The sequence below is a fragment of the Amycolatopsis sp. Poz14 genome (assembly GCF_006704225.1).
In the GTDB taxonomy this organism is placed as follows: domain Bacteria; phylum Actinomycetota; class Actinomycetes; order Mycobacteriales; family Pseudonocardiaceae; genus Amycolatopsis; species Amycolatopsis nivea.
The window spans coordinates 427,168-451,752 of record NZ_JACLHD010000001.1 but is presented as its reverse complement, the minus strand read 5'-3'; the positions used below and the strand labels follow the sequence as shown (position 1 = coordinate 451,752).

Below are 24,585 nucleotides of genomic sequence, written 5' to 3'. Positions count from 1 at the left end.
TGCGTAATGAGCACTGCGGGCCCGGCCGAAGGAAAGCCCATGCGGATCGTGGTGGTGAACAACTTCTTCCCGCCGCGCGTGGGCGGGAGCGCGCACATGTCGGCCTCACTGGCCGCCGAGTACGCGGCTGCCGGACACGAAGTGCTGGCGATCACCGCTGCCTACGGTGACGCGCCGGCGGAAGAGGAGCGCGACGGCTACCGCGTCGTGCGCCTCCCCGCGGTGAAAATGCCGCAGCTCGGCTTGTCGATCGACTTCGACATGACGTTCGCGTCGATGCGGCCGGGCAACTGGCGGCGGCTGTGGAAGCTGCTGAACGAGTTCAAACCGGACGCGGTGCACCTGCACGGACAGTTCTTCGACCTGTCCTGGATGGTCGGCATCTACGCGCGCCGGCACAAGCTGCCCGTTCTGCTGACCATCCACACGCTGCTGATCAGCGAGAACAAGATGTACGGCCGCGTGTTCCGGGCGCTCGACGCGATGCTGGTGAACCCGGTGCTGAAGTACCTGCGCCCGCGCTTCGTCATCCTCGACAAGCTCGGCGTGGACTACTGCGTCGAGCGCTACGGCACGAGCGACGAGAACTCCGAGTACTTTCCGATCGCGGTGGACACCGGGCACTTCGCCAAGCCGGTGACCAAGGACGTGCGCGCGGAACTGGAGATCGGGGACGCGCCGCTGATCGTGTCGCTCGGACACGTGATCCCGCTGCGCAACCGCCTGCCGCTGATCGAGGCGCTGCCCGCCATTCTGGAGCGGCACCCCGGCCTGCGCGTGGTGATCGTCGGCCGGGTGTACCACGACGCGTTCCAGCAGCGAGCCAAGGAACTGGGCGTAGCCGACGCACTGATCGTCACCGGCGCGGTGCCGAAGGCGGACGTACCCGCGTACTTCGCGGCGGCGGACATCGTGACGCACGACCTGAACGGCGGCTGCGGCACCGCGTCCCTGGAGGCAATGCTGTCCGGCACGGCGACCATCGCGTCGGTCACCGAGGACAACTACCCGGGCATCGAACTGCACAACGGCGAGAACATCCTGCTGGTGCGGCCGAACGATTCCGAGGCGGTCAAGTCCACCGTGCTGTCCCTTTTGGACGATCCGAAGGAACGCGCGCGGATCGCCGAGCGGGAAGCCTCGATGGTCCGGGACAACTTCGGACTGGACGTAGTGGCCGAGGAACACCTGCGGGTGCTCACGAAACTGGTGGCGGACAACTGATGTTCTTCGACGACGAGCGCAGCAACCGGCTGCGCCCGATGATCCTGAACGACCTCGTCGCGCAGTACATGAACGACGCCGAGCGGGCCGCGTTCTACGGCCTGCCGGAGTCGTGCCGCGTGCGCGAGCGAGTCAAGATCGTCAGCCCGAACAACCTCACGATGGGCGAGCACTGCTGGGTCGGCGAGGGCGCGACCCTCGACGCCAGCGGCGGGCTGGAAATCGGAGAGCACACCAGCATCGGGCTGAACACGCTGGTGTTCACGCATTCGAGCTGGCTCGCGAACATGGCTCTGGAGAACCATTCCGGCAGCGACCTGATCGAACGCAAGCCGGTGAAAATCGGCAAGGGCTGCTTCATCGGCGGCCTCGTGGTGATCATGCCGGGCGTCACGATCGGCGACTTCGCGACGGTGCAGCCGAACTCGGTAGTCGCGAAGGACGTCCCGGCACGTTCCTTGGTGGCGGGCAACCCGGCGCGCGTGTTCCAGCGCTACGACGAGGAGTACATCGAGGCGGAGGTCAAGCGGGTCCGCGAGGAAAACGCCCGCCGCCGATCGCTGTCGGACGACTCGTCCGGGTGGGGCTCTCCGTCAGGCGACTTCACGGGGAAGTGATTCGGACACGGTGCGTCACGCGCTGGCGGATGCTCCGGGTAACATGGGACACTGCTCTCAGTCACTGTCGGTGAAGGAGACCTCATGAGTGTCCTTGAATGGCCTCACCGGCTCCTGACTCTTGACGACTGGGCGGACCTTCCGGCGCACCCGGAGGTCCGAGTCGAGGTCGTCGAAGGGGTCCTGTCAGCGTCGCCGCGTCCGATGTCGCTCCACCAGCTGATCATCAGCAGATTGCCGTATCTGCTGACGATGCAGCTGCCGCCGGAACTGGTGGCGGTAGGCGAATTCGATACGGTGCTGGCCGAGCTCCCACCCACCGTGCGGGTGCCGGATGTGCTGGTCGCCCCGTCGGACCTGATCGAAGCCAACGTCCCGCGAGTCGGGGCGAGCGACGTTTCCCTGGTGGTCGAGGTGCTTTCGCCTGCCACCAAGGACGTCGACCTGGGTGCGAAGCTTTTCGAGTACGCCGATGCGGGGATCGAGCACTACTGGATCGTGGATGTGGACGCGCCGGTGAGCATGATTGCTTACCGGCTCATCGACGGCGATTACGAGAATTTCGGCGAGTATTCCGGCGGGGTGGAGCTGGAGGTCGCGGGTGTGCCGGTGAAGTTCGATCTGAACTCGTTGATCGACCCTCGCGCGCAGCGCTGACTCTCGAATCTTGCCGGTTTTCGCTGATTGGACAGGCCGCCCGGAAGACCGGGCTGAGGTCGTCGACGGAGTTCTCGTGCCGTCGCCGCGTCCGATGTGGTTCCACCTGCGGTCCGTGACGCGGTTGGCTTTCTTGCTCGACGAGCAGCTCTGCCCGGAAATGAGCGCCGGTGCCGAGGCGGAGCTGCTCCTGTGCGAGAGTCCGCTGACGATCCGCGTTCCGGACGTCGTCGTGACCTCGGCTGAGGTCGCGGAGTCCAACCCGGCACGGATCGCCGCGGCGGATGCCGAGCTGGTGATCGAGGTGCTGTCCCCCGGCACGAAGCACGTCGACCTGGGTGCGAAGCTTTTCGAGTACGCCGATGCGGGGATCGAGCACTACTGGATCGTGGATCTGGATCCGCCGGTGAGCATGATTGCTTACCGGCTCATCGACGGCGATTACGAGAATTTCGGCGAGTATTCCGGCACCGTCGAACTCGAGGTCGCGGGCGCGCCGGTGAAGCTCGACCTGAGCGCACTTGTCGACCCTCGCGCGCAGCGCTGACCCGAACACCACGCGTCGCCGTTGAGACAAGACTGACCAGCCATTACGTCGACGCACGTCCCCCGCCCCCGTAACCTGGACAGCAAGGCCACCGGGAAACAGAGGGGGGGATCGTGCGCGGGGACGACGAGTTCGCCGACTTCGTGCGGTCCTGTTCTGCCCGCCTCACCCACGCCGCCTACCTGCTCACCGGCGACCGCCACCAGGCCGAGGACGCCGCGCAGACCGCCTTCACCCGCACCTACGCCGCCTGGCCCAAGGTGCGTCGCAAGAACCCCTATGCCTACGCCCGGCGCGTCCTCGCCAATCACGTCATCGACATGTGGCGTCGCCCGATCCGCGAATACGCCACCGAGGAGATGCCGGAACCGTCGAAGGTGCCGGACATTTCGCATGCCGTCACGGATCGGGAATGGCTTTCCGACGCATTGGCCCGGCTCACCGCTCGGGAACGCGCCGTGGTCGTGCTCCGGCATTTCTTCGATTTGCCCGAACACCAAGTCGCCGAGGAATTGGGTGTGTCCGTCGGCACAGTCAAGAGCACCAATTCCCGCGCGCTGGCGAAATTGCGCGTGGACGGTGACGCGCTGGTCGGGGAGGTGAGCGCGTGACGGACGAACTCGACCGGTTGCGCGCCGCGCTTCAGGAAGCGCCCGCGGAACCCTTCGCGGAGCCCGATCTCGAGCGAATCTTCAAAGACGGCGGGCGGATCCGGCGTCGGCGGCGGTTTTTGACGTCATCGGGAGCGGCAGTGGCGGTGGTCGCCGTCGTGTTCGGTGCGGCTTGGCTGCGTTCGCCGGGCGGTGCGCCGGAGCAGGTGCACGCGGCGGCAGCGCCTCCGCCGTCGGTAATGACAACGAGCACCGCCGCACCGGCACCGGCTTCGACGTCGGCTGAGCCGCGGCCGCTCGGCGACGTGATTTCTACCGGCACCTACTCCGACGGCGCGGAACTTGTCTTCTACGCAACGGAAATCGACGACCCGGACAACCTGCCGACTGTCCAATTCGGAGTGATGGCCAGCCTGTCCGAACCGGACGGCAACCTGCGCCCGCTCTACCTCGCCAACGAATCCGAAGGCAGGGACCGCTCTTTCGGCTTCCACGCCACCTCGGGCGGCACCACCGTGTCCGATACCTGGGTGCCGGTCTACGGCTACTTCAGCGGACCGGCCGCGCGCATTGAGACCACAGTGGACGGTCGCACGGTCCCGGCGCACACGGCGCGCTGGAGCGAGGATCCGGACGTCGTCGTGTTCTGGTTCGACCAGGACGACGTACCGTCCGCGGAGAGCGCGACCCCGCTGGTCGCCTACTCCGCGGACGGCAAACGCCTCACCAAATAATCAGGCGGCTTCGGCCAGAACCTGCGCCACGACCTCGTGCGACGGCAGGATCAGCGCCCGCTCGACATCCGCGTCGACCTTGCCCTCCAGCAGGTCGACGAACCGGTCCAGCTGGGTCGCCAGCGGCTCGCGCGCGGTGACCAGCTCCGGGATCTCGATGACAGTCTGCTGCCGGTAGCCGAGGCCGTCCGGGGTGACCGAATCGTGCGAGACGTGCCGGTAGATCGTCACGTCGCGGCGCAGCAGGTCGATCTCGATCATCCGGTCCAGTTCGGACACCGTCAGCGACCGGACCTTGCGCTGTGCCAGCCGCGAGGCCGACACCGTGGCCAGTCCGGCGGGGAACGACAGCACCGTCTCGATGGTGTCCTCGGCCCCGGTGACCGACTGCGGGTGGAAGTAGCCGGCGCTGGAGGTGACCCGGCTCGGGGTCGACCCGCCGAAGAACTGGATCGCCAGGTCGACGTCGTGCACCAGCAGGTCCCACGCGACGCCGGTCTTGATCCGCGGCGCGTACGGGCCGTGCCTGCGCGCCATCAGGTGCACCGGTTCGTTCACCAGCGCCCGCGCGGTCATCACGGCCGGGTTGTAGCGCTCGAGGAGCCCGCACATCAGCGGGACGTCCTTCTTCGCCGACAGGGCAACGATTTCCTGCGAAAACTCGAGGCTGTTGCACACCGGCTTCTCGACCAGCATCGGCTTGCCCTGGCCGAGAATCTCCTGCGCCAGCTCGTAATGCACCTCGGTGGCCGAGGCGAGCACCACCGCGTCCACATCGGACAGTGAGCCGATTTCCGGCGTCCACTGGGTTTCGTAGCGGTCGGCGACCGCGCGGCCCGCTTCCTCGCGCGGGTCGATCACGCGGGCCAGGTCCACCCGGTCGTTCTGCGACAGGACGCGCGCGTGCAGCGAGCCCATGTTGCCGGTGCCGACGAGTGCGATGCGGTGTGTCATGCGCCCAGTACCTCGCGAACGGCCTCGATGATCCGGTCCAGCTGGGATTCGGTCAGGTGCGGGTGCACCGGCAGCGAAAGCGCTTGCGCGGCAACGGCGGACGCCACCGGGAAGTCCTCGACGCGAGCGTCCGGGATCAGCGGGTGCCCGCGGTAGCAGTCGTAGTCGAAGACGATCTTCGGGTAGTAGATCCCGTTGCCGATGCCCTTTTCGGTCAGCGCGGAAGCGAATTCCTCGCGCGAGAGCATCGCGTGCGGGCCGACCAGCACGGTGTACTGGTGCCACACGTGCTCGCGGCCCGGCAGCACCTGCGGGACCTCGAGGCCCGGCGTGCCGGCGAGACCCTCGGACAGCCGCTTCGCGTTGGCCTGGCGGGCAGCGGTGAGCTGGTCGAGCTTCTCCAGCTGCGGGATGCCGACCGCGGCGTGCAGGTCGGTCATCCGGTAGTTGTGCCCGGCCATCTCGTACTGGTAGCGGGCTTTCATGCCCTGGTTGCGCATCACGCGCAGCTTGTCGGCCAGCGCGTCGTCGTCCGTGGTGATCACGCCGCCCTCGGCGGTGGTCACGTTCTTCGTCGCGTACAGCGAGAAGCAGCCGATGCCGTACGACCCGGCCTGCTTGCCCTCGAACGACGCGCCGACGGCCTGCGCGGAGTCCTCGATGATCCGCAGCCCGTGCTCGGCGGCGAGCGGCGCGAGCTTGCCCATGTCCGCGGTCTGGCCGTACAGGTGGACCGGCATCAGCACCTTGGTGCGCGGGCCGACCGCCGCGGCGACCGCGTCCGGGTCGATCGCGAAGTCGTCGCGCCGGATGTCGGCGAACCGGACGGTCGCGCCCGCCTCCAGGATCGCGTTCAGCGTCGCGACGAAGGTGAACGGCGAGGTCACCACCTCGTCCCCGGGCTGAAGGTCCAGCGCCTGCAGCGACGCGACGAGCGCCGTCGTCCCGTTGTTCACGGCGATGGCGTGCTTCGTGCCCGCGACTTGCGCGAAAGCGTCCTCGAAGCGCTTGACCATCGGCCCCTGAGCGATGGCGCCGGATCGCAGCACCTCGACGACCAGGTCCTCCGCGTCTCGGACGTCGACCACGGTAATGGGGATCATCGGCAGTCTCTCTCGGCTGGGGATTTCTGTGCGTCCGGTACAGTGCTAGGCGCTCCGGCCGCGAGGCCGGAAAGCCGCCGGTTCTGCGCCCGGCCACCCTGCATGCACGCGGGCCACACGTTACCGGGCGCCGCAGGCAGCCCTTGACCCCAGGCCGTCCAGGCCGGAAGCGACGAAACGGATCACCGACTGTGTCACCTGCGGCACCCAACCGGATTCACCCCACGGCAGTCGTCGGCGAGGGCGTGGAGCTGGGCGAAGGCAACGTCATCGGCCCGTACGCGGTCATCGTCGGCCCGGCTCGCATCGGCGACGGGAACTGGATCGGACCGCACGTGACCATCGGCACGCCGGGCGAGGACCGGGGCGGTCCGCACCCGGCCGCCTGGGAAGGCGCGCCGACCGGCGACCCGGCTCAGGACGGGCACGGCGTCGTCGTCGGCAGCCGCAACCGGATCCGCGAGTACACCAGCATCCAGCAGGGCACCTGGCGCGCCACGACGCTCGGCGACGACTGCTACGTGCTGCGCGGCAGCCACATCGGGCACGACGTGCTGGTCGACGACCAGGTCACGCTCGCCTGCAACGTCATGCTCGGCGGGCATACCCATGTCTGGTCGTTCGCGAACCTCGGCATGGGCACGGTCGTGCACCAGGGCGGCAGCATCGGCCCGGGCGCGATGGTCGGGATGGGTTCGGCGGTCCGCCGCGAGGTGGGTGCGTTCACCATCACGGTCGGCAACCCGGCCCGGGTCACGGGCGTCAATACAGTGGGCTTGTCGCGTCGTGGCCTCGACGAGGCCGCCGTCGAGGCGCTCGGGCCCTGGGTCAAGGGCAAAGGCGACCTCCCGGACGACGGGCTCCCCGAAGACCTCTCTACCTTGGTGAGGGCGTGGGACGCACGCCCGCGCGAAGAACACTAGGAGCTGTGAAGATGTCGGAAGTCGCCCCCAAGCTGCGCGAGGTCTTCGTCGAGGCGCTGGACCTCGACGGGGACGTGGACGTCGAGAACCTCAAGTACCGCGACATCGAGGCGTGGGACTCGGTCGGGCACATGGCGCTGATCGCCGCGATCGAGGACGAGTTCGACATCGAGTTCGACACCGACCAGGTGATCGACATGTCGAGCTTCAAGGTCGCGGTCGACATGGTCACCGACCTCGTGTCCAAGAATGACTGATCTGACCGGACGCGTCGCGCTCGTCACGGGCGGGACGCGCGGAATCGGGCTGGCCACCGTGCGCGCGCTCGTCGAAGCGGGCGCCACCGTCGTGCTGACCGGGCGGGACGAAGACCGGGCGAAGGCAGTCGCCGCCGAGGCGGGCGCCACGGCCGGTCTCGCGCTGGACGTCACCGACGCGAAGGCGGTCTCGTCGCTGGTGCGCGGCGTCGCGAAGGAACACGGGGCGCTCGACATCGTCGTCGCCAACGCCGGCGTTCTCGAGGACGCGCTGCTCGGCATGATCAGCGAAGACCTGGTCGACCGCATGTTCAAGACGAACGTCGGCGGCACGATCAACACCGTGCAGGCCGCTTCGCGCGTGATGAGCAGGCGCAAGTCCGGTGCGATCGTCCTGCTGGCTTCGATCGTCGGCGAGAACGGCAGCGCGGGGCAGACCGCGTACGCCGCCTCCAAGGCCGCCGTCGGCAACATCGCCCGGTCCGCGGCGAAGGAGCTGGGCAGGCACAACATCCGGGTCAACGCGGTCGCGCCCGGGGTGATCGAGACCGATATGACGTCCCACCTCGGCGAGAAGGTCATCGCCGAGCGCATCGAGGACACGGCGCTGGGCAGGCTCGGCAAGCCCGAGGAGGTCGCGAAGGCGATCCGCTTCCTGGCGAGCGACGAGGCGGCCTTCGTGACGGGCCAGATCCTGGGCATCGACGGCGGCTTGGTGTTGTGAGTCCGGATATGCCGGTTCTCGCCGGCATGCACGCTCACGGGCACGACGAGGAGGTTCGGTGAATCTGGTTGGCGAAGGGTCCCGGCTGGTCGATGTGGCCGGTGGCCGCACGCTGGCGGGCGACGAGCTGACGGCGGAGGTCGAACGGTCCGCGACCGCGCTGGCGGAGCTCCCGCCCGGCGTGCTGTTCGCGCGGATGTCGCTGGACCTGGACAGCGTGCTGCGGTACCTCGGCGCGTTCGAGGCGGGACGGGCGATCGCGCTGATCGACCCCGCGCTCGACGCGGAGGTGCTCGAAGGCCTGATCACCCGGTTCCGGCCGGCCGCTGTGCTGGCCGCGCCCGAAGCGGACGCTCCCGAGGGCTACCGGGCCGAGAACGGGCACTGGGTGCGCGAGTCGGCCGAGGGCGCGGTCCCGCACCCTGACCTCGCCGTTCTGCTCCCGACCAGCGGTTCCACCGGCAATCCGAAGCTCGTCCGGCTGTCCCGGCAGGGCCTGCTGGCCAACGCCGACGCCATCGCGCAGGTGCTGGCGATCGACGCGGAGGAGGTCGCTCCGACCTGTCTGCCGCTGCACTACAGCTACGGCCTTTCGGTGCTGAATTCGCACCTTTTGCGCGGCGCGACTGTGGTTATCGAATCTTCAGGCGTACTTGGTCGCGGATTCTGGGATTCAGTCAAGGAACACGGCGTGACTTCGCTGTCCGGCGTGCCCTATCACTACGAAATGCTGCGCCGGCTGAAATTCGACCCGGCGAAGTACCCGACCCTGCGGACCCTCACCCAGGCGGGGGGCAAGCTGCGAGACGACCTGGTCGCCGAGTTCAACGACAAGATGCTCGCGGTCGGCGGCCGGATGTACGTCATGTACGGCCAGACCGAGGCGTCCCCGCGGATGACCACGGTGCCCGCCGAGCGGCTCGCGGACAAGATCGGCTCGGCCGGTCCGGCGCTGCCGGGCGGTTCGTTCTCCATCCGCCGCGACGACGGCGAGGAAACCACGCATCCCAAAATTGTCGGTGAGGTCCTTTACCGTGGACCTAACGTGATGATGGGTTACGCGGAGGACGAAGCAGGGCTGAGCGCGGGCGACGAATACGGCGGAATGCTGGCCACCGGGGATCTCGGGTACCTCGACGACGAGGGGTATCTGTACATCACCGGCAGGCTCAAGCGGATCGGCAAGGTGTTCGGCAACCGGGTCAGCCTGGACGACCTGGAGCAGGCCGTGCGCACGGCCGCGGTGGGCATCGACGTCGTGGCCGCGGTGCCCGCGGGCGACAAGGTCGTGCTGTTCGCCGAACTGCCCGAGGGCGACGGCGCGAAGGCGATCTGCAAGGACGCCGCGCGGGCGCTGGCGGAGCGGCTGCACCTGCACGCCAGCGGGTTCGACGTGCGTCCGATCGACACAGTGCCGCTGCTGGCCAGCGGGAAGATCGACTACCGGTCGCTGGAAGGACGGGTATGAGTGTGTTCACGCGCTCGCAGGCGGAGCGAGAGGCGGCGCTGCTCCCTGAGCTCGCGGAGCTGACCGCGCACCACCGGGCGAACTCCGCCGGGTACGAGCGCATCCTCTCCTCGCTCGGTTTCGCGCCGGACGCGTCGTTCGCCACGATCGCGGACCTGCCGTGGCTGCCGGTGCGGATGTTCAAAACGCACGACCTGAAGTCCATTCCGGACTCCGAGGTCTTCAAGACCCTCACGTCCTCGGGCACCACCGGGGCCGGCGCGTCGCGGATCTACCTGGACAAGGAAGCGGCGGGCGCGCAGACGAAGCAGCTCGGCGCCACCTTGCAGGAGGTGCTGGGCGGCGAGCGGCTGCCGATGCTGATGGTCGACACGATCGGCATCATCAAGAACCGCCGTTCGTTCTCCGCGCGCGGCGCGGGCGTGCTCGGCATGGCCAACTTCGGCCGCAAGCACACCTACGTGCTGGACGAGAACGACAAGCCGGACGTCGAGGCCGTGCGGAAGTTCCTCGCCGAGTACGGCGACAAGCCCTTCCTGATCTTCGGCTTCACCTTCATGGTGTGGCAGTACCTCTACGAGGTCGCCCGCGAGCACAAGCTCGACCTGTCGAACGGCATCCTCATCCACTCCGGCGGCTGGAAGAAGCTGATCGACCGCGCGGTCGACAACAGCGAGTTCCGCAGGCGGTTCAAAGAGGACACCGGACTCACCCGGATCCACAACTACTACGGGATGATCGAGCAGATCGGCACCGTGTTCCTCGAGGGTCCGTCCGGGAACTCCTTGTACTGCCCCGATTTCGCCGACGTCGTGATCCGCGACCCGGAGACCTGGGAAGAGCAGCCGGTCGGCAAACCGGGCGTCATCGAGGTGGTGAGCACGCTGCCGCGCTCGTACCCGGGGCACGTGCTGCTCACCGAGGACCTGGGCGTGTACAACGGAATCGACGACGGCGACTGGCCGGGCAAGCACTTCTCCGTGCTGGGCAGGCTGCCGAAGGCCGAGGCCCGCGGGTGCTCGGACACGTTCCAGGGAGCGGCCGCGTGAGTGCTTTGGAACAGCGTTTTCCGCTGGGCGACTCAGTTTCGGTCGGCGCCCTGCTGGACGAACTGCGTGAGGAACCGCCCGGCGGCAGGCTGACGGTCGGCGACCCGCGGGTGGTCGAGTTCGTCACCAAGTTCGCGCGCAAGCTGCTCGCGCCCGCGCTGGCGCGGCGTTTCCCGGAGCTGGCCTCGCTGGGTTTCTTCCTGCGCAAGGGAGAACTCGCGAAGTCACTGTCCACTTTGGAAACCAACGGCGATTCGCTGCGGTTCCCGCGCGGGCTCGTTTTCCACGTGCCGCCCGCCAACGTGGACACCATTTTCGTGTACTCGTGGGCGCTGTCGGCGCTGGCGGGCAACAGCAACGTCGTGCGCGTGTCCTCGCGTTCGGCCGGTGCGGCGGAAGCCGTGCTGGAAGCGCTGAACGCGGCGATGGAAGACGTCTCGCCGGAAACCGCGGCCACCATCCGCGCCACCCAGCGCATGGTCACCTACGACCGCAGCGACGAGGTCAGCGGCGCGTTGTCGCTGGCCGCGGACCTGCGGGTGATCTGGGGCGGCGACGCTTCCGTGGCCGCGCTGCGGAAGTACCCGCTGGCCCCGCACGCGCGGGACCTCACCTTCCCGGACCGCTCGTCGTTCGCGATCGCGTCGGTGCGCGGCTGGCAGGAGGCCGCGCCGGAGCAGCGCAAGGCGGCCGCCGAGGGCTTCTACAACGACTCGTACTGGTTCGACCAGGCCGCCTGCTCGTCGCCGCGCGCGGTGTTCTGGGTCGGCGACGCAAAGGGCGCGCAGGCCGCCGGACAGGAGTTCCGCGGGCTGCTCGCCGAGGTGCTGGCAGCGAAACAGCACGTCACCGAGCCGGCGATGGCCGTGCAGAAGCGAGTGTCGGCGTACGGCGCGGCGGTCGACGGTCTGGTGTCGTCGATCCGCTTCGACGGCAACGCGCTGGCGACGCTCGAGCTGGCCGACGCCAAAGTGATGCCGCGCGAATGGCTGGGCGCGGGCACGTTCGCGAACGCCTCGGTGGCGTCGCTGGACGAGCTGGTGCCGATCGTGCAGCGCAAGGACCAGACAGTGAGCCAGTTCGGGTTCACCCGCGAGGAACTGACCGGATTCGTGACGGCGCTCGCCGGACGCGGGGTGGACCGGGTCGTGCCCTTCGGCTCGGCCCTCACGTTCGCCGGGGTCTGGGACGGCTACGATCTGCTGTCCGAGTTCAGCCGGCTGGTCACGGTACAGGCCTGAGGAGCTGAGAGGCAGTGACGACCGTTCGTACGCAGAGCCCGGGGGACGACACCCCGTCCACTGAGGACACTCCATCCACTGAGGACACTCCATCCACTGAGGACGCCCCGACCACCGGAAAAGCCCGCAAGTCCACCAAGGCGCGGGTGCTCGACGTCGTGCGCTGGGTCGCCATCCTCTTGGTGATCGGCTTCGCGGCGAAGAGCCTGGCGTCCAACTGGGACGAGTTCTGGCACACGCTGTCGGATGTCGCCTGGCAGTCCTCCGCGCTGAGCTTGGTGGCGCTGATCCTGTCGATCATGGTGTCCACCTGGGGCTGGCAGATCCTGGTCGACCACCTCGGCAAGCCGATCGGCTACGCCCGCGGCGCGCAGATCTGCCTGGTCGGCTCGCTCGGCAAGTACGTGCCGGGTTCGGTGTGGGCGTACCTGCTGCAGATGGAGCTCGGCCGCAAGGCGGGGCTGGCGCGGGCCCGGATCTTCACCGGCTCGCTGATCCAGCTCGGTGTCGGCGTCGTTTCCGCGCTGGTCGTGTCGCTGCTGGCCGCGCCCGCGGTCTTCAGCAACAGCCCGCGGGCGATGTGGCTGTTCGTGCTGATCCCGGTCGGTCTCGCGCTGCTGCACCCGCGGATCCTGACCTGGGGCACCTCGCTCGTCCTGAAGATCCTGCGCCGTCCGCCGCTGTCCGAGCCGCTCGGCTGGGGCGTGGTGCTCAAGACCTTCGGCGCGTCGATGGGCGCGTGGGTGCTGCAGGGGGTGCACCTGTGGCTGCTGGCGAACTCCGTCGGCGCTCCTGGTGTCAACGGCCTGGTCTTGTGCGTGGGCGCGATGGCCGTCGCGATGACGGTCGGCACCTTCGCGTTCATCCTGCCCAGCGGCGTCGGTGTCCGCGAGGTCGCCCAGGTCGCGGTCCTCACGGCGAGCGGCCTGACGGTCGGCCAGGCGACGGCGTTCGCGGTCGCCTCGCGGGTGATGTTCACGGTGGCGGACCTGCTCACGGCCGGTTTCGCCGCGCTCGCCGCGAAGATGGCCGCTCGGCGGGCCGTCCCGGTCGACGCTGCCTGAGTTTTTGCGTACGAGAAAGGCCCGCCCGGGTTCGGGCGGGCCTTTCTCGGTCAGCGGAGCAGATTCGCTAGGCGAATCGGCACGAGTCCGGTGCCGCGGTCACGTGGATGTCGGTGTTCCATCCGTATCCGACGGGAGTGCCCGCGCCGTTCGCGGACCAGGTGTCGGTGTTGGGCGAGTAGCGGTACCAGAGCAGCGTCGGGTTGCCCGACAGGCTCGCGCCGCGGCCGTACAGGATGTCGGCTCCCGGCGAGAAGATCTCGGTGAACATGTTCCAGCCCACGCCGGCGGACTTGTCGCGCTGGGTCCACTTTCCGGAGCCGAAGTCGTAGACGAAGCGGTACAGGTTGCCTGCCGGGGTCCGGGCGTAGAGGACTCCGTCGCCCGCCGCGGTGATGGAGTCGAACTTTCCCCAGCCGGTGTCGATCAGCTGGCCGTTTCCGTCGACCCACGTGTTGGTGGCGTCGTTCCAGACGTATGCCTTCAGCTGGCCCAGCTGGTCGACCGCGAAGATACGGCCGGCCTGGTCGACGGTGACGCGGTTCTGGTACTCCGGGGTGAGGAACTTTTCCCAGCCGCCGCCGACCCCGTTGCCGCCGCCCCAGCCGTTGGCCGCGCTCCACGTCCAGCGCCGGAGCACGCCGCTCGGGACGCTGTCGCCCGCGCCGAGGTTGCGGTGGACGTCCCAGAGAACCCCGCCCTTGCCGGCGATCTGCCGTCCGGTCCATCCGGTTCCGATCGCCTTGGTCGGCACGTCCCAGGAAATGGCGCCGTTCGCCGGATCGCGGTGCACGTAGCGCCACATCGAGCCGTCGGAACGGGCGTCCCACACGGTCGCGCCGTTCGGACAGGTCACCGGGGCGGGAACGGTGTTCTGCCGGATCCAGTCGGCGAGGTCGTCGACCCGGGCTTCGGTGCCGCCTTCGCGGGTTTCGGCCACCGCGAGGCAGCCGTGCTGCCAGGAGCGGCTGTTGACGGCCACGACCTCTACCTTGTCGCCCACCGTGCGCAGGGCGGGGCCGCCAGCGTCGCCGAGGCAGGTGTCCGACCCGTTCGCCGAAGTCACTGACGCCTCGGTGGCGTTCACCGACGAGACCGAGAACGTGGCAATGGACGGCCGAGCGGGCACCCATTCGGTCGCGGTACGGCCAAAGCCAGCCAGTTGGAGTGATTCCCCGCTCACCGGGGCAGTCGTGGCCAACGCGACCGGCGCGATCCCGGTAGCGGGCTTGTCGAGCTTCGCCAGCGCGACATCGCGATCGGTCCGGCCGATTACTTTGACGACCTTGGCGTTCGTTCCTGCTCCGGTACTGACGTCGACTGCGCCGACGCTGACCGTTGCGTTTTCAGTAGGCGCACCGGTTGCGCTCGCGGTCAGGCAGGTTGCCGAGGTGATGACCCAGGACGGGTCGATCAGCGCGGCCGAGCATGCCTTCGTCGGGGTCGCGATGCGCGCGAGGTAGCCCGACGTTCCGGAGGGCACGACAGTTCCCCCGGAAATCGCGTGCGCCGGGACGGCGGTCAGTACGCCGCCGGTGACCAGGGTGGCGGAGAGAGCCAGGATGCTGCGGGTTCTTCGAGGCACAGGCGTTCTTCCTTCTCGGTCCGATGGAGTGCTGGCGTAATCGGCGGCTAGGACCGGGCGCGGCAGGCCGAATACCAGTGACGGCTTTCGCGGTCCATAGACCGAATGACGTAATTGCTGCCTATCCCCAGTTCTTTCATATGTATGTCAATCCATTCGATTGATCGCTGCAGATCGTCCGCTTTGCTATCGCCGGTGACGGGTGGGCATTACGTGCTGTGATGAGTGTCACAGCGAGGCCAGTTCCGGTATTTTGTCGAGAATAAGACCCTCCGTCCGGAGGGGTTGACAATGATGGGGAACCGCTGTGACAGACCCGTTCCAATTCTCCAAGAAATCCCTGCTTGACCAGCAGCAGGCGCTCGAGGAACGCGCTCCGGACGAGGCGGTCGCGACCTGGGTCGAATTGGCGAACCTGGCTCGTGCTGAACTGCAACGGCTAGGGCTGCCCGCGTCGATCAGCACTTCCCGCGACCCCGTTTCTCTGGACACTCCTCCTGGGGTGTGCATTCATATTGCCGACCGGTATCCGTACGGAGTGCTGTTCAGCTGGCATGCGCCCATCATCGATACGGAGAGTTTTCGGGAGAAGCTGATCGCGCAGAAAATGGACGACCCGCTGGTGGTCCGGGTGTTCGAAGTGACCGGGATGATAGAGCGCGCGGTGCACCGCTTGCTCGACAAGGCTGGTTTCCGAGTGTTCATCGACAATTCCGCGCACAGGTACTACGAGTTCCGGGTTTTGGCCGCGCCGGCCCGGTTGAGGGGGGTCAAGAGTGTCTGATCCGCTTCGGTTGATGGAAACGTGGTCCACCGAGGGCGGCGAGGCTGTCCAGGCTTCGGCGGACGCGGTCGAGTCGTGGACTGAACTGGCGAATCTCGCCCGCGACGAGCTGGTGCGGATGGGGATCCCGGCTGTCGTGCACGCGTGGGCCGAGGCGAGTCCGGGGGCGGTGGTCGAGGTCCACGCGGGCCCGCCGTACGGCGTCACCGTCAAGTGGAAAACCGTGGTCGCCGATTCGGACGATGCCGCGAAGGACATCCTCGAGGAGACGATGTACTCGGTGCTCAGTGCGGCGAACTTTCGCACTCTGGTCGATAAAGTCGGGCCCGATCAGTATATTTTCCGGGTGCTGAAGAGGCCGTACTTGATCCTGGAATGACCAGCCCTCAGCGATTCAGCTGGTAAATCACCGCGTCCTCGTTGCGGTACACCTCTTTCAGGAACGGCAGCCCCGCCAACCCGTTCACCCCCGGATCCGCGTACGCGCGCTTCGGCGGAGCCGCCGGGCGGCCCAGGATCACCCAGTGGATGTTCAGGCGCTGTACGGCGGCGCGGACGGCCGGGTCCGTGTCGTAGTCGCGGAATTTCGCGGCCAGCAGCACGGCATCCGACGGCGGGCTCGTGCCGTCGTCGTGGGCGGCGACGGTGCGGACGCCGCTGAGTGCGTAGGTCCACGGCGTGCCGTCCCAGCGGTCGTTCATCGCCCATTGACCCGGCTTCGCGAGCTTGCCCAGTTCCGCCATCGCGCGTTCCTCGCCGGGCGTGATTTCCAGGGTGTGCGGATCGGGGCGGTGATACCCGCGCGCGACCACCTCGCTGTTGGTCTCGGTGTACAGGCCTTTCGAGGCTCCCGCGAAGGCGACCAGGACCACCCCGGCGAGCGCTGCCGGCGGCACCCGCGCGGGCAGCCGTTCCTTCAGCCACTCGTGCAGTCCCGCGATTCCGTGGCCCGCGATGAACGACAGCGGCACGATCGCCATCGTGATGAACCGGTACGGGTCGTCCCACCACGGCCGGGCCAGTGCCATGACCAGCGGTGCGTCCGAGGACGAGACCGCCATATAGAACAGGCCGGTGACCAGCGCGGTCAAGCCGATCCAGCGCAGCGAGCCAAGCCTGCGGAAGAAAATGAAACCGGCCAGCAGCGCCACCGACAGCACAATCTGCGGCTGTGGTTCGAAATGCTGGAACCCGAGCAACGCGCCGAGCGCGGTCGTCGCGCGCCATTCGCTGGGCCAGCCGAGATATTGCACCGTCGAGCTGTTCGCCAGCCCCAGCGCGCCGAACAGTTGCAGCCACGCCACGAGCATCGCCAGCACCGCGATCGGCAGGAGTGCCAGCAGGTCCTTGCCGATCGAGCGCCACCGCTCGATCCAGCGCTGCACCAGCAGCGGCCCGGCGAACAGGATCGCGCCGAACAACGTGGACGAGTGGATACAGAGCAGTCCGACCGCCCCGATCATCAGCACGAAACCGGTGTCCGGTGCGACCCGGTCGAGGTACCGGCGCAGCACCACGGCGGCCAACGGGGTGAGCGCCATGCCCAGCAGGAACGGGTACAGCGGCCCGCGGTCCATTGACTCGTACAGGCCCATCACCGGCGCGACCGAGGCGAGCGCGACGGCTCCGGCCAGCACCGCGCGGCCGCGGAACGCCCGCACCAGCACCGCGAGCGAAAGCGCCAGCAAGCCCGGCAGCAACGCCGTGTTCACGTCCAGGGTGAGCGGGATCGAACCGCCGCTGAGCGTGTACTGCACGGAGGCGAGCAGGTGGTACGCGTTCGGGTAGAAAGGCGGTTTCCCGTCCCCGTACCAGTTCACCGTGCCCATGCCGAAAAGGCTGCCGTCGCCGGTTTCGGCGATGTAGCGCACGCCGTTGGCCGCGTACGGCGCGTCGCCGCCCTGCGCGATCGCGCCGAGGTGACCCATGCCGTGCGCGGCCGTGTAGAACCCGATGACGGTGGCGAGGACGACACAGGCAGCGACTGCCCAGTTCGCCCGCGGTTCCCAGGCCCGCACCTCTCGCTCGGGCCGCCACCGGCGCACCGTGAGCCACCGGAGTCCAAACGCGACAGCCGCGAAGATGACGGTGGCCAGCGCATAGGTCCAGGCGTTGAAGGGCAGCCCCATCGCCGCTGTCCACGGGCCCGCGAGGCCGCCGACGGCGTAGCTCAGCAGCGGGGTCAGGCCGGCCAGCAGCCAGCCGCGCAATCCGGCGGCGGCGCCGGTGATCAGCCCGGGAATCCCGAGCACGAGCAGGCAGCAGGCGATGCTGGCTACCACGGACAACGTTGTGGGGTCGCTCGGCACAGTCTTCCTCGAGTTATCGGCGTCCGCCTGCTCCCCGTGGCGGATGGGAATCGGGCCTTAGGCTAGCCGCACCCCATATACACCCGAACGGCTGATGTCCGGGAAGCGCGGCCGCGCGCTTGACTGGAGCCGGTGAGGAACGGTCCGCCCGGGGGTCGGCTGGACGGGTGAGGGGCGCGGGAGGCTGGGGGCGCGTGGTTTACGCGGTCGTGGGGGGATGGCTGGCGCTGGCCGCGCTGGTCGTCGCCGCCTGGCGGCGGATGGGGCAGGACCGGAGCTGGCGGGTCGCGGTTCTTCTGCTCGTTCTCGGGTTTTCTCTGCTGCATCAGCTGTTGTTCGCCACCGCGACCGAGGACGCGTACGTCAGCTTCCGGTACGCGCAGAACATCGCCGACGGCAACGGCCCGGTCTTCAACCCTGGCGACCGCAGCGAGACGTACTCGAATTTCCTCTGGCTCGTAACGATCGCCTTGCCACGCGGGGCATTCGGTGCGGAAGTGCCGTCGGCAGCTGTCGTATTGAGTGGCGTGGCCGCGTTGGGATGCGTGTTGATGGCGTATTTCCTCGCCAACCGCATCGCCGCGCTCGGGTTGCCGGACGGGGCCGAGCCGCGGCGCGCGATCGGGGTCGCGGCGGCGTTGCTGACCGCGGGGGCGAACGGGCTTGCGGTGTACGGGCTTTCGGGCACTGAGCTGCCGATGTTCGCGTTGCTCATGCTCTGTGTCGCGTACGCGTTGGTGGCCGGTCGGCCGTTGGTCGCCGGCGTGCTCGTCGCCAGCGCGGTGATGACGCGGCCGGAAGGGATTGCGCTCGCCGTTGTCGGCGCGGGATGGCTCGTTTTCGCTGCCGTGCGCGGGCGGCACACCTGGTGGGCACCGGTCGGTTTTGTGCTGGGCGCGCTGGTGTTCCTGGCTCCGTGGACGGCTTGGCGCGTTACCTACTACGACCGGTTCGCGTCGGACGTGAGCCTGCCGCCCGCACCGGATTGGCCGTATCTGGGCGGCTTCGCCTTGGCGCACTTGGGTTTTCTCGTCCCGGCCGCGGTGGTGGCGGGGTTGGTGGCATCGCGGGGGCGCGCGGTGGAAGCCCGGTCGGCGTTGTGGTTGGTGCTGGCGCTCGCCGTCGGCCACACCGGGATCGTGGTGCTTTTCGAGGATGATCCGGGACTGTCGTGGCGGCTGCTCGTGCCGGTGCCGCCCTTGCTGGCGGTCGCCGCGGTGGCCGGGTGCGGCGTCCTCGCTCCGGTACCGAGGCCGCGGGCGATTTCCCGGGCGGTTCCGGCGGTCACCGCGGCGCTCACCGGGGTCGCGGTGGCGGTCTCCGTGTTCAGTCCGGAAGTGCTGGAGCGCGTGCGGGCCTGGAGCACGCAGGGCGCGCAACTGGCCGAGGTCGGGGACTGGCTCGCCCGCTACCTGCCGCCCGGATCAACTGTGAGCGCCGGGTCGCCGGGGCTGCTCGCGAGCCGCGCCGGTTCGCACGTGCTGGTGGTCGGGATGGACGCGGAACGGTCGACGCTCGCCGTGCCCGGCCGGTCGGGATACGCCGATCGCCAGGATTGTGCCGACGACCTGCCCGCCTGGTACCGCGTCGCGACCTTCCGGCGCACCGGGACGCCGTTCTGGATCGCGGTCTACCCGCGCGCCGACGACGCCAGCCGGCTCGTCGGCGAACTCGACCGAGCGCCGGACTTCCACTACGTGTCCTGCCCCTGAAGTGTGGCGGAGCCGACCCGCGCGACCTACCGGCGGGAAACCTACGGTCCCGTAGCCTTGGGCGCATGGCTGAATTCGTGTACCCGCCCGTCCTGGTCGCCGCGCGGCTGATGTTCCGGCTGCTCGACAACCGCCTCCGGGTGACCGGCGCCGAACACGTGCCCGCCCGCGGCGGCGCGGTGCTCGCCTGCACGCACGTCAGCTACCTGGACTTCATCTACTGCGGCCTCGGCGCCCGCCCGGCGAAGCGGCTGGTGCGGTTCATGGCCAAGCAGGAGATCTTCAGCAACCCGGTCGCCGGCCCGCTGATGCGCGGCATGCACCACATCCCGGTGGACCGCGCCGCCGGGCAGGCGTCCTACGACGAGGCTGTGGCGCGGCTGCGCGCGGGCGAGGTCGTCGGCGTGTTCCCGGAGGCCACGATCAGCCAGTCGTTCACCGTGAAGGACATCAAGACCGGCGCGGTCCGGATGGCCGCCGAGGCGGGCGTGCCGGTGATCCCGATGGCCCTGTGGGGCACGCAGCGGCTGTGGACGAAGGGCCGTCCGCGCGACCTCACCCGCAGGCACGTGCCGATTTCGGTGGTGATCGGCGAGCCGATGCGCCCCGGCCCGGAGGACTCGTGCGAAGCGCTGACGACGGACCTGCGCGCCCGGATGTCGGAGCTGCTGGAGAAGGCCCAAGCGGAGTACCCGGAGGCCCCGGAGAGCGACGCCGAGCGCTGGTGGCTGCCCGCCCACCTCGGCGGCAGCGCGCCGACGCCCGAGGAGGCTGCTGCGCTCGACCGCCGCTCTTGAGCGCCCCAATGCCGCATTGGGTGCGTTGAGCGCACCGAATGTGGCGTTGGGTGCATCTGACGCACCCAATGCCACATTGGGGTTTCTCAGTAGTGCGGCGTGCGGCGTCGTGACGGCGATGCGCGGCGTCGACCGGGCGGCGTCGCTTCTCCGCTCCAGTTGACGTCCGTGAAGGGCTCCTTGAGGGAATCAGATTCCCTGAAGGAGCCCTTCACGGGCCTCGGGGGGAGGAGCCGCCGGTGCGCCTAGTCGGCCGGGGCCCGCAGCGTCCTGGCAACCACCGCTGCCGCGAACCGCGCTACTGAAACAACCTCATTGGGGTGCCTAGAACCAGCGCTCCAGAACCTCCGCCACCCCGTCCTCCGCAGCCGGTCCGGTTACCTCGTCCGCCACCGCCAGCACGGTCGGGTGGCCGTTGGCCATCGCGACGCCGTGGCCCGCCCACTGCAGCATCTCGACGTCGTTGGGCATGTCCCCGAAGGCGATCACCGACGACTGGGGCACGTCGAAGCGCTCGGCGATGTCCGCGAGCCCGGTCGCCTTCGTCACTCCGTGGGCGGACAGCTCGATCAGCCCGCCAGAGGACGAATACGTGACGTCCACCGCTCCGTCGAGCACCGCGCTCGTCGCTTCGGCCATCTCCTCCGACGTCATCCCGCGGCGGCTGACCAGCAGCTTGATCGCCGTTTTCCCCAGCACCTCGGCGCGCGGCGCGATGCGGCTCTCCTCGTCGCCCCACGGGTTGTGGTACTCCGGCTCGATCACGAAATTGCGCAGTTCGTGGTCCACCGATCCGGTGCTGATCCGTTCCGCAGCCAGCCGGCAGCCGGGCAGGGCCTTGTCGAGTGCCGAGGCCAGGTCGTGCAGCAGTTTCGGCTCGAGTTCGCCGTGCACCGCGACCACCGAGTCGGTGCCGATGTCGAGCAGCACGGCTCCGTTGGCGCACACCGCGTAGCCGGTCAGCCCGAGCGGTCCGGCGATCGGCGCGATCCAGCGCGGCGGGCGGCCGGTGCACAGCACGAACGGCACGTCGTCGGCCAGTACCCGCTGCACGACCGACACCGTGCGCGGCGTCACTTGTTCGCTGGGGCCGAGCAGGGTGCCGTCGACGTCGGACGCGATCAACCGGGGTTTCTCCACGTCTCCCATTCTCCCGGTCGCCGCCCGTTCGAGCGAATGTCAGTGCCGGACGTTACGGTCGGCCTCGTGCGAGCAGGCATCGTAATTCTTCCTGAAGACCGCTGGTGGGCGGCCGAGCCGAAGTGGCGCGCGGCCGAGGAGTACGGCTTCGACCACGCGTGGACCTACGACCATCTCGGCTGGCGGTCGCTGGTCGACGGGCCGTGGTTCTCCGCTGTGCCCACCCTCACCGCGGCCGCCATGGTCACCTCCACGATCCGGCTGGGCACCTTCGTCGCCTCTCCGGTCGCGCGGCACCCCGTGCCGTTCGCGCGCGAGCTGATCACCCTCGACGACGTGTCCGACGGCCGGTTCGTGCTGGGCGTCGGAGCGGGCGTGGACAGTTCGCGCTACGACGCGCAGGTGCTGGCCGCTCCGGAGCTGACCGCGCGGCAGCGGGTCGACCGCTTCACCGAGTTCGTCGAGGCGCTCGACGGGCTGCTGATGACCGACAACTTCGACTTCTCCGGCGAGTACTACTCCGCGCGCGGCGCGCGGAACCTGCCGGGCACGGTGCAGCGCCCCCGGCTGCCGTTCCTGGTCGCGGCCAACGGCCCGCGCACCATGACGCTGGCCGCGCGGTTCGGCGCGGGCTGGGTCACCACCGGGCGCGGCGGGGACACCCTCGACGAATGGTGGACCGGCATCGCCGAGCTGGTCGCCACGTTCGAACAGCGGGCCGAAGCGGCCGGCCGGGAACTGGCGGGCATCCAGCGGTACCTGAGCCTCGACGCGGCGCCGGTGTTCTCGCTCAGCAGCGTCGCGGCGTTCCGCGAGGCCACCGAACGGGCCCGTGAGCTGGGCTTCACCGACGTCATCGCGCACTGGCCGCGCTCGAGCGGGCCGTACGAGGGGCACGAATCGGTGCTGGAAAAGGTCGTCGAAGAAGTGCTGCCGGGCCTCAAGGCCGAGTAGCCCTCGTGACCGCGGCCAGGGGAGGCCGCGGTCACGAGAGTCACCTGATGATCGTGTAGATCTGCGCGCCCGGATTGCGGTAGACGAGCTGCAGGAAATCGCTGCCCATGAGGTCGCGCAGGCCGGGGGAGATCGGCGCGCCCTTGGCGATCGGACCACTGCCCACCAGCACGTGGCGCACCTTCAGCCGCTGGACCGCCTCGCGCACGCGCACGTCGAGGTCGTAATCGCGGAAGTGCAGCGCCAGGTAGGTCGCGTCCGGCGAGACCGGGCCGCCGCCGTCGTAGTGGCCCGCCACCGGGTGCACGCCGGTCAGCGCGTACATCCACGCGGTGCCGTCGAGCCGGTCGTTCAGCACCTTCTCGTCCGGCGGGATGTGCATCCGGCCGAGGAACTCCATGGCCGCGATCTCGTCCGGGCTGACCGGCGGCGTGACCTCGCCCTCCGGCCCGTTGTAGTACAGGAACGACACCGCGGTGGCGTTCGCGGTGCGGTAGAACCCGCCGGTCAGCACCGCGGTCACGGCCACGACGACCGCCGCCGCCGCGATCCCGAGCCGGGAGACCACCCGCGGCCGCGCCTTCGCCCAGCTGATCGAGCGGATCCGCTGCGCCGTCCAGCGCTGCAGCTCCGCCATGCCGTGCCCGGCGAGCAGGCACAGCGGGATCGCGGCCAGCGCCATCAGCCGGAACCGGTCGTTCCACCACGGCCGCGACAGCGAGATGACCAGCGGCGAGGCGCCGTAGGACGTGACCAGCACGAACAGCCCGGAGAGCCCGATCGCGGACAGGACCAGCCAGCGCATCCGGTCGAGGGTGCGGAAGGCCAGCACGCCGACCACGAGCAGCACGGTGAGCCAGAGCTGCGGCGTGTGCAGCACCTGCTGGAACGTGCCGAGCATGTTCAGCGCCGACAGGACCGGCAGGTCCGAATTCCACGGCTGGTACGGGTACGAGCCGGAGGTGAACTTGATCGCGCCCAGGATCTGCGGCGCGGCGAAGACGACTGCGGCCGCCATGACCGGCACTGTGCGCACGATGTCGCCGCCGATCACGCGCAGCCCGTTGCGCCCTTCAGGCACACCGTCCACCCGAAGCCTGCGAAGCGAGCGGTACCAACGCTGCAGCACTAGCGGCGCCGCGAAGAGGACGCCGCCGAACAGTGCGCTCGAGTGCGCGGTGAGCAGACCGTCCGCGGACAGCGCGAAGACCAGGCCGGTGTCGACGCCCGGGCGTACGAGGAAGCGTTGCAGCGCGACCACCGTGAGCGGCGTGAGGACTATCCCCAGCGCGTACGGCAGCAGGCCGCTCGACACCGACTCGTACGCGCCCGTCGTCGCGGCAGCGGCGATCAGGGCGGTGCAGCCCGCGAAGACCGCCCGGCCGCCCATCTGGCGGACCAGAGCGACCATCGACAGCGCGAAGATGCCCGCGACCGGCATGGTGATGGCGTTCAGCGTGACCGGGATGCTCGTCCCGGAGATCTGGTAAACCAGCGCGCCGACCAGGTGATAGCCGTTCGGATAGAACGATCCGTCCGGGTACCAGTTGATCTTGCCCATGCCGATGAGCGAGCCGTCGCCGGTGTCGGCGATGTAGCGGATGCCGTTCGCGTGGAAGACGGTGTCCCAGCGCTGGAAGACCGCCGTCGTCCCGCCGCGCGCGGAAAGCACCACGGCGATCGACAGCGCCGTCGCCACCGCGACGCACGCGGCGACCGACCACTGCGCGCGCGTGCTCCAGACGACCGGAGGCTCCTCCGCGCCCGGGGTGATCCAGCCGCGGACGAGGCAGAGCCGCCGGATTCCCCACGCGACCCCCGCCAGCAGCAGCGTGCAGGCTGCGGCGGTGAAGACGTTGTACGGGAGACCGACAGTCGACAACCAGGGCCCAGCCAGGCCGGTGACGGCATAGCTGAGCAGCGGCGCGAGCCCGGCGAGGGCCCACCCGCGCACTCCCGCGGCCCGGCCGATGAGGCCGCCAGGGACTGCCAGCACGGCCACGTAGCTGGCGACCGCGCCTAGATAGGTCCAGAAGGTGTCTGGTGCAGGCATGCTTCTCACGTGTGTAGTGCCGGTAAAACCTGGCGGGATGCCGAGGTCGGTTCGGGACGCGGTCGCGCGACTGCGTAC

General features: G+C 68.9%; 24 protein-coding genes. 18 read left to right on the top strand and 6 right to left on the bottom strand.

Annotation, left to right across the window (positions count from 1 at the left end; genetic code table 11):
- Nucleotides 1-6 precede the first annotated feature (6 nt).
- The 6 genes from FKO37_RS02380 to FKO37_RS02355 all read left to right on the top strand — a co-directional run bounded on the left by FKO37_RS02380 (nt 7) and on the right by FKO37_RS02355 (nt 4,390).
- The gene (locus FKO37_RS02380; protein WP_374204169.1) at nt 7-1,224 is read left to right on the top strand and encodes a glycosyltransferase family 4 protein; all 1,218 of its coding nucleotides are present in this window, start codon (nt 7-9) and stop codon (nt 1,222-1,224) included.
- A complete protein-coding gene (locus FKO37_RS02375; protein ID WP_238603613.1) occupies nt 1,224-1,841 on the top strand; it encodes a DapH/DapD/GlmU-related protein in 618 nt (205 codons plus the stop codon). Before FKO37_RS02380 ends, FKO37_RS02375 begins: the two co-directional genes overlap by 1 nt.
- 84 nt (nt 1,842-1,925) lie before the next feature.
- Nucleotides 1,926-2,498, top strand: a complete 573-nt coding sequence (locus FKO37_RS02370) for a Uma2 family endonuclease (RefSeq protein ID WP_238603612.1) — start codon at nt 1,926-1,928, stop codon at nt 2,496-2,498.
- Between the two features lie 10 nt (nt 2,499-2,508).
- Nucleotides 2,509-3,045 (top strand): Uma2 family endonuclease, encoded by a 537-nt coding sequence (locus FKO37_RS02365; protein WP_238603611.1) that lies wholly within the window; start codon nt 2,509-2,511, stop codon nt 3,043-3,045.
- Nucleotides 3,046-3,155: 110 nt separating this feature from the next.
- The gene (locus FKO37_RS02360; RefSeq protein WP_037807080.1) at nt 3,156-3,656 is read left to right on the top strand and encodes a SigE family RNA polymerase sigma factor; all 501 of its coding nucleotides are present in this window, start codon (nt 3,156-3,158) and stop codon (nt 3,654-3,656) included.
- Complete coding sequence (locus tag FKO37_RS02355) at nt 3,653-4,390, top strand: hypothetical protein (protein WP_238603610.1); 738 nt, start codon at nt 3,653-3,655, stop codon at nt 4,388-4,390. The genes FKO37_RS02360 and FKO37_RS02355 overlap by 4 nt, the downstream gene beginning before the upstream one ends.
- On the opposite strand, the gene FKO37_RS02350 is transcribed toward FKO37_RS02355, so the two are convergent.
- Nucleotides 4,391-5,344, bottom strand: coding sequence for a Gfo/Idh/MocA family protein (locus FKO37_RS02350; protein ID WP_037807086.1), 954 nt, complete (start codon nt 5,342-5,344; stop codon nt 4,391-4,393).
- The gene (locus FKO37_RS02345; protein WP_043837824.1) at nt 5,341-6,447 is read right to left on the bottom strand and encodes a DegT/DnrJ/EryC1/StrS aminotransferase family protein; all 1,107 of its coding nucleotides are present in this window, start codon (nt 6,445-6,447) and stop codon (nt 5,341-5,343) included. Before FKO37_RS02345 ends, FKO37_RS02350 begins: the two co-directional genes overlap by 4 nt.
- A gap of 191 nt (nt 6,448-6,638) precedes the next feature.
- Here FKO37_RS02345 and FKO37_RS02340 point away from each other — a divergent pair, with 191 nt between their 5' ends.
- The 7 genes from FKO37_RS02340 to FKO37_RS02310 are packed head-to-tail and all read left to right on the top strand — an operon-like array spanning nt 6,639 to nt 13,173.
- On the top strand, nt 6,639-7,370 hold the full coding sequence (locus tag FKO37_RS02340) for a UDP-N-acetylglucosamine acyltransferase (RefSeq protein WP_238603609.1): 732 nt from the start codon (nt 6,639-6,641) through the stop codon (nt 7,368-7,370).
- A gap of 11 nt (nt 7,371-7,381) precedes the next feature.
- Complete coding sequence (locus FKO37_RS02335; protein WP_238603608.1) at nt 7,382-7,627, top strand: acyl carrier protein; 246 nt, start codon at nt 7,382-7,384, stop codon at nt 7,625-7,627.
- Nucleotides 7,620-8,351, top strand: coding sequence for an SDR family NAD(P)-dependent oxidoreductase (locus FKO37_RS02330; protein WP_037807093.1), 732 nt, complete (start codon nt 7,620-7,622; stop codon nt 8,349-8,351). Before FKO37_RS02335 ends, FKO37_RS02330 begins: the two co-directional genes overlap by 8 nt.
- 58 nt (nt 8,352-8,409) lie before the next feature.
- Nucleotides 8,410-9,819: an AMP-binding protein gene (locus tag FKO37_RS02325; protein WP_238603607.1), complete on the top strand. Its 1,410-nt coding sequence runs from the start codon at nt 8,410-8,412 to the stop codon at nt 9,817-9,819.
- Nucleotides 9,816-10,868 carry an acyl-protein synthetase gene (locus FKO37_RS02320; protein ID WP_037807099.1) on the top strand — a complete coding sequence of 351 codons (1,053 nt, stop codon included), beginning with the start codon at nt 9,816-9,818 and terminating at the stop codon, nt 10,866-10,868. Before FKO37_RS02325 ends, FKO37_RS02320 begins: the two co-directional genes overlap by 4 nt.
- Complete coding sequence (locus FKO37_RS02315; protein ID WP_238603606.1) at nt 10,865-12,109, top strand: acyl-CoA reductase; 1,245 nt, start codon at nt 10,865-10,867, stop codon at nt 12,107-12,109. Before FKO37_RS02320 ends, FKO37_RS02315 begins: the two co-directional genes overlap by 4 nt.
- 14 nt (nt 12,110-12,123) lie before the next feature.
- Nucleotides 12,124-13,173 (top strand): lysylphosphatidylglycerol synthase transmembrane domain-containing protein, encoded by a 1,050-nt coding sequence (locus FKO37_RS02310; protein ID WP_374204168.1) that lies wholly within the window; start codon nt 12,124-12,126, stop codon nt 13,171-13,173.
- A 67-nt stretch (nt 13,174-13,240) separates the two neighbouring features.
- Here FKO37_RS02310 and FKO37_RS02305 read toward each other — a convergent pair whose 3' ends face one another.
- Complete coding sequence (locus tag FKO37_RS02305) at nt 13,241-14,758, bottom strand: tachylectin-related carbohydrate-binding protein (protein WP_238603605.1); 1,518 nt, start codon at nt 14,756-14,758, stop codon at nt 13,241-13,243.
- A 307-nt stretch (nt 14,759-15,065) separates the two neighbouring features.
- Between FKO37_RS02305 and FKO37_RS02300 the strand changes: the two genes are divergently transcribed.
- Both FKO37_RS02300 and FKO37_RS02295 read left to right on the top strand, forming a co-directional pair.
- Nucleotides 15,066-15,542 carry a hypothetical protein gene (locus FKO37_RS02300; RefSeq protein ID WP_238603604.1) on the top strand — a complete coding sequence of 159 codons (477 nt, stop codon included), beginning with the start codon at nt 15,066-15,068 and terminating at the stop codon, nt 15,540-15,542.
- Nucleotides 15,535-15,921, top strand: a complete 387-nt coding sequence (locus FKO37_RS02295; protein WP_238603603.1) for a hypothetical protein — start codon at nt 15,535-15,537, stop codon at nt 15,919-15,921. The genes FKO37_RS02300 and FKO37_RS02295 overlap by 8 nt, the downstream gene beginning before the upstream one ends.
- Before the next feature lie 7 nt (nt 15,922-15,928).
- Here the strand turns inward: FKO37_RS02295 and FKO37_RS02290 are convergent, their stop codons facing one another.
- Nucleotides 15,929-17,824: a DUF6541 family protein gene (locus tag FKO37_RS02290; RefSeq protein WP_238603602.1), complete on the bottom strand. Its 1,896-nt coding sequence runs from the start codon at nt 17,822-17,824 to the stop codon at nt 15,929-15,931.
- A gap of 221 nt (nt 17,825-18,045) precedes the next feature.
- On the opposite strand from FKO37_RS02290, the gene FKO37_RS02285 reads away from it, so the two are divergent.
- Together FKO37_RS02285 and FKO37_RS02280 are read left to right on the top strand one after the other, a co-directional pair.
- Nucleotides 18,046-19,563, top strand: coding sequence for a hypothetical protein (locus FKO37_RS02285; RefSeq protein WP_238603601.1), 1,518 nt, complete (start codon nt 18,046-18,048; stop codon nt 19,561-19,563).
- 65 nt (nt 19,564-19,628) lie between these two features.
- Complete coding sequence (locus FKO37_RS02280) at nt 19,629-20,360, top strand: 1-acyl-sn-glycerol-3-phosphate acyltransferase (protein WP_037807118.1); 732 nt, start codon at nt 19,629-19,631, stop codon at nt 20,358-20,360.
- 324 nt (nt 20,361-20,684) lie between these two features.
- Here the strand turns inward: FKO37_RS02280 and FKO37_RS02275 are convergent, their stop codons facing one another.
- Nucleotides 20,685-21,509, bottom strand: coding sequence for an HAD family hydrolase (locus FKO37_RS02275; RefSeq protein WP_106961491.1), 825 nt, complete (start codon nt 21,507-21,509; stop codon nt 20,685-20,687).
- 57 nt (nt 21,510-21,566) lie between these two features.
- On the opposite strand from FKO37_RS02275, the gene FKO37_RS02270 reads away from it, so the two are divergent.
- Nucleotides 21,567-22,454, top strand: coding sequence for an LLM class flavin-dependent oxidoreductase (locus FKO37_RS02270; RefSeq protein WP_134727954.1), 888 nt, complete (start codon nt 21,567-21,569; stop codon nt 22,452-22,454).
- Nucleotides 22,455-22,494: 40 nt separating this feature from the next.
- On the opposite strand, the gene FKO37_RS02265 is transcribed toward FKO37_RS02270, so the two are convergent.
- Entirely contained in the window at nt 22,495-24,507 is a 2,013-nt protein-coding gene (locus tag FKO37_RS02265) for a DUF6541 family protein (RefSeq protein WP_238603600.1), read from the bottom strand.
- Between the last annotated feature and the right edge of the window lie 78 nt (nt 24,508-24,585).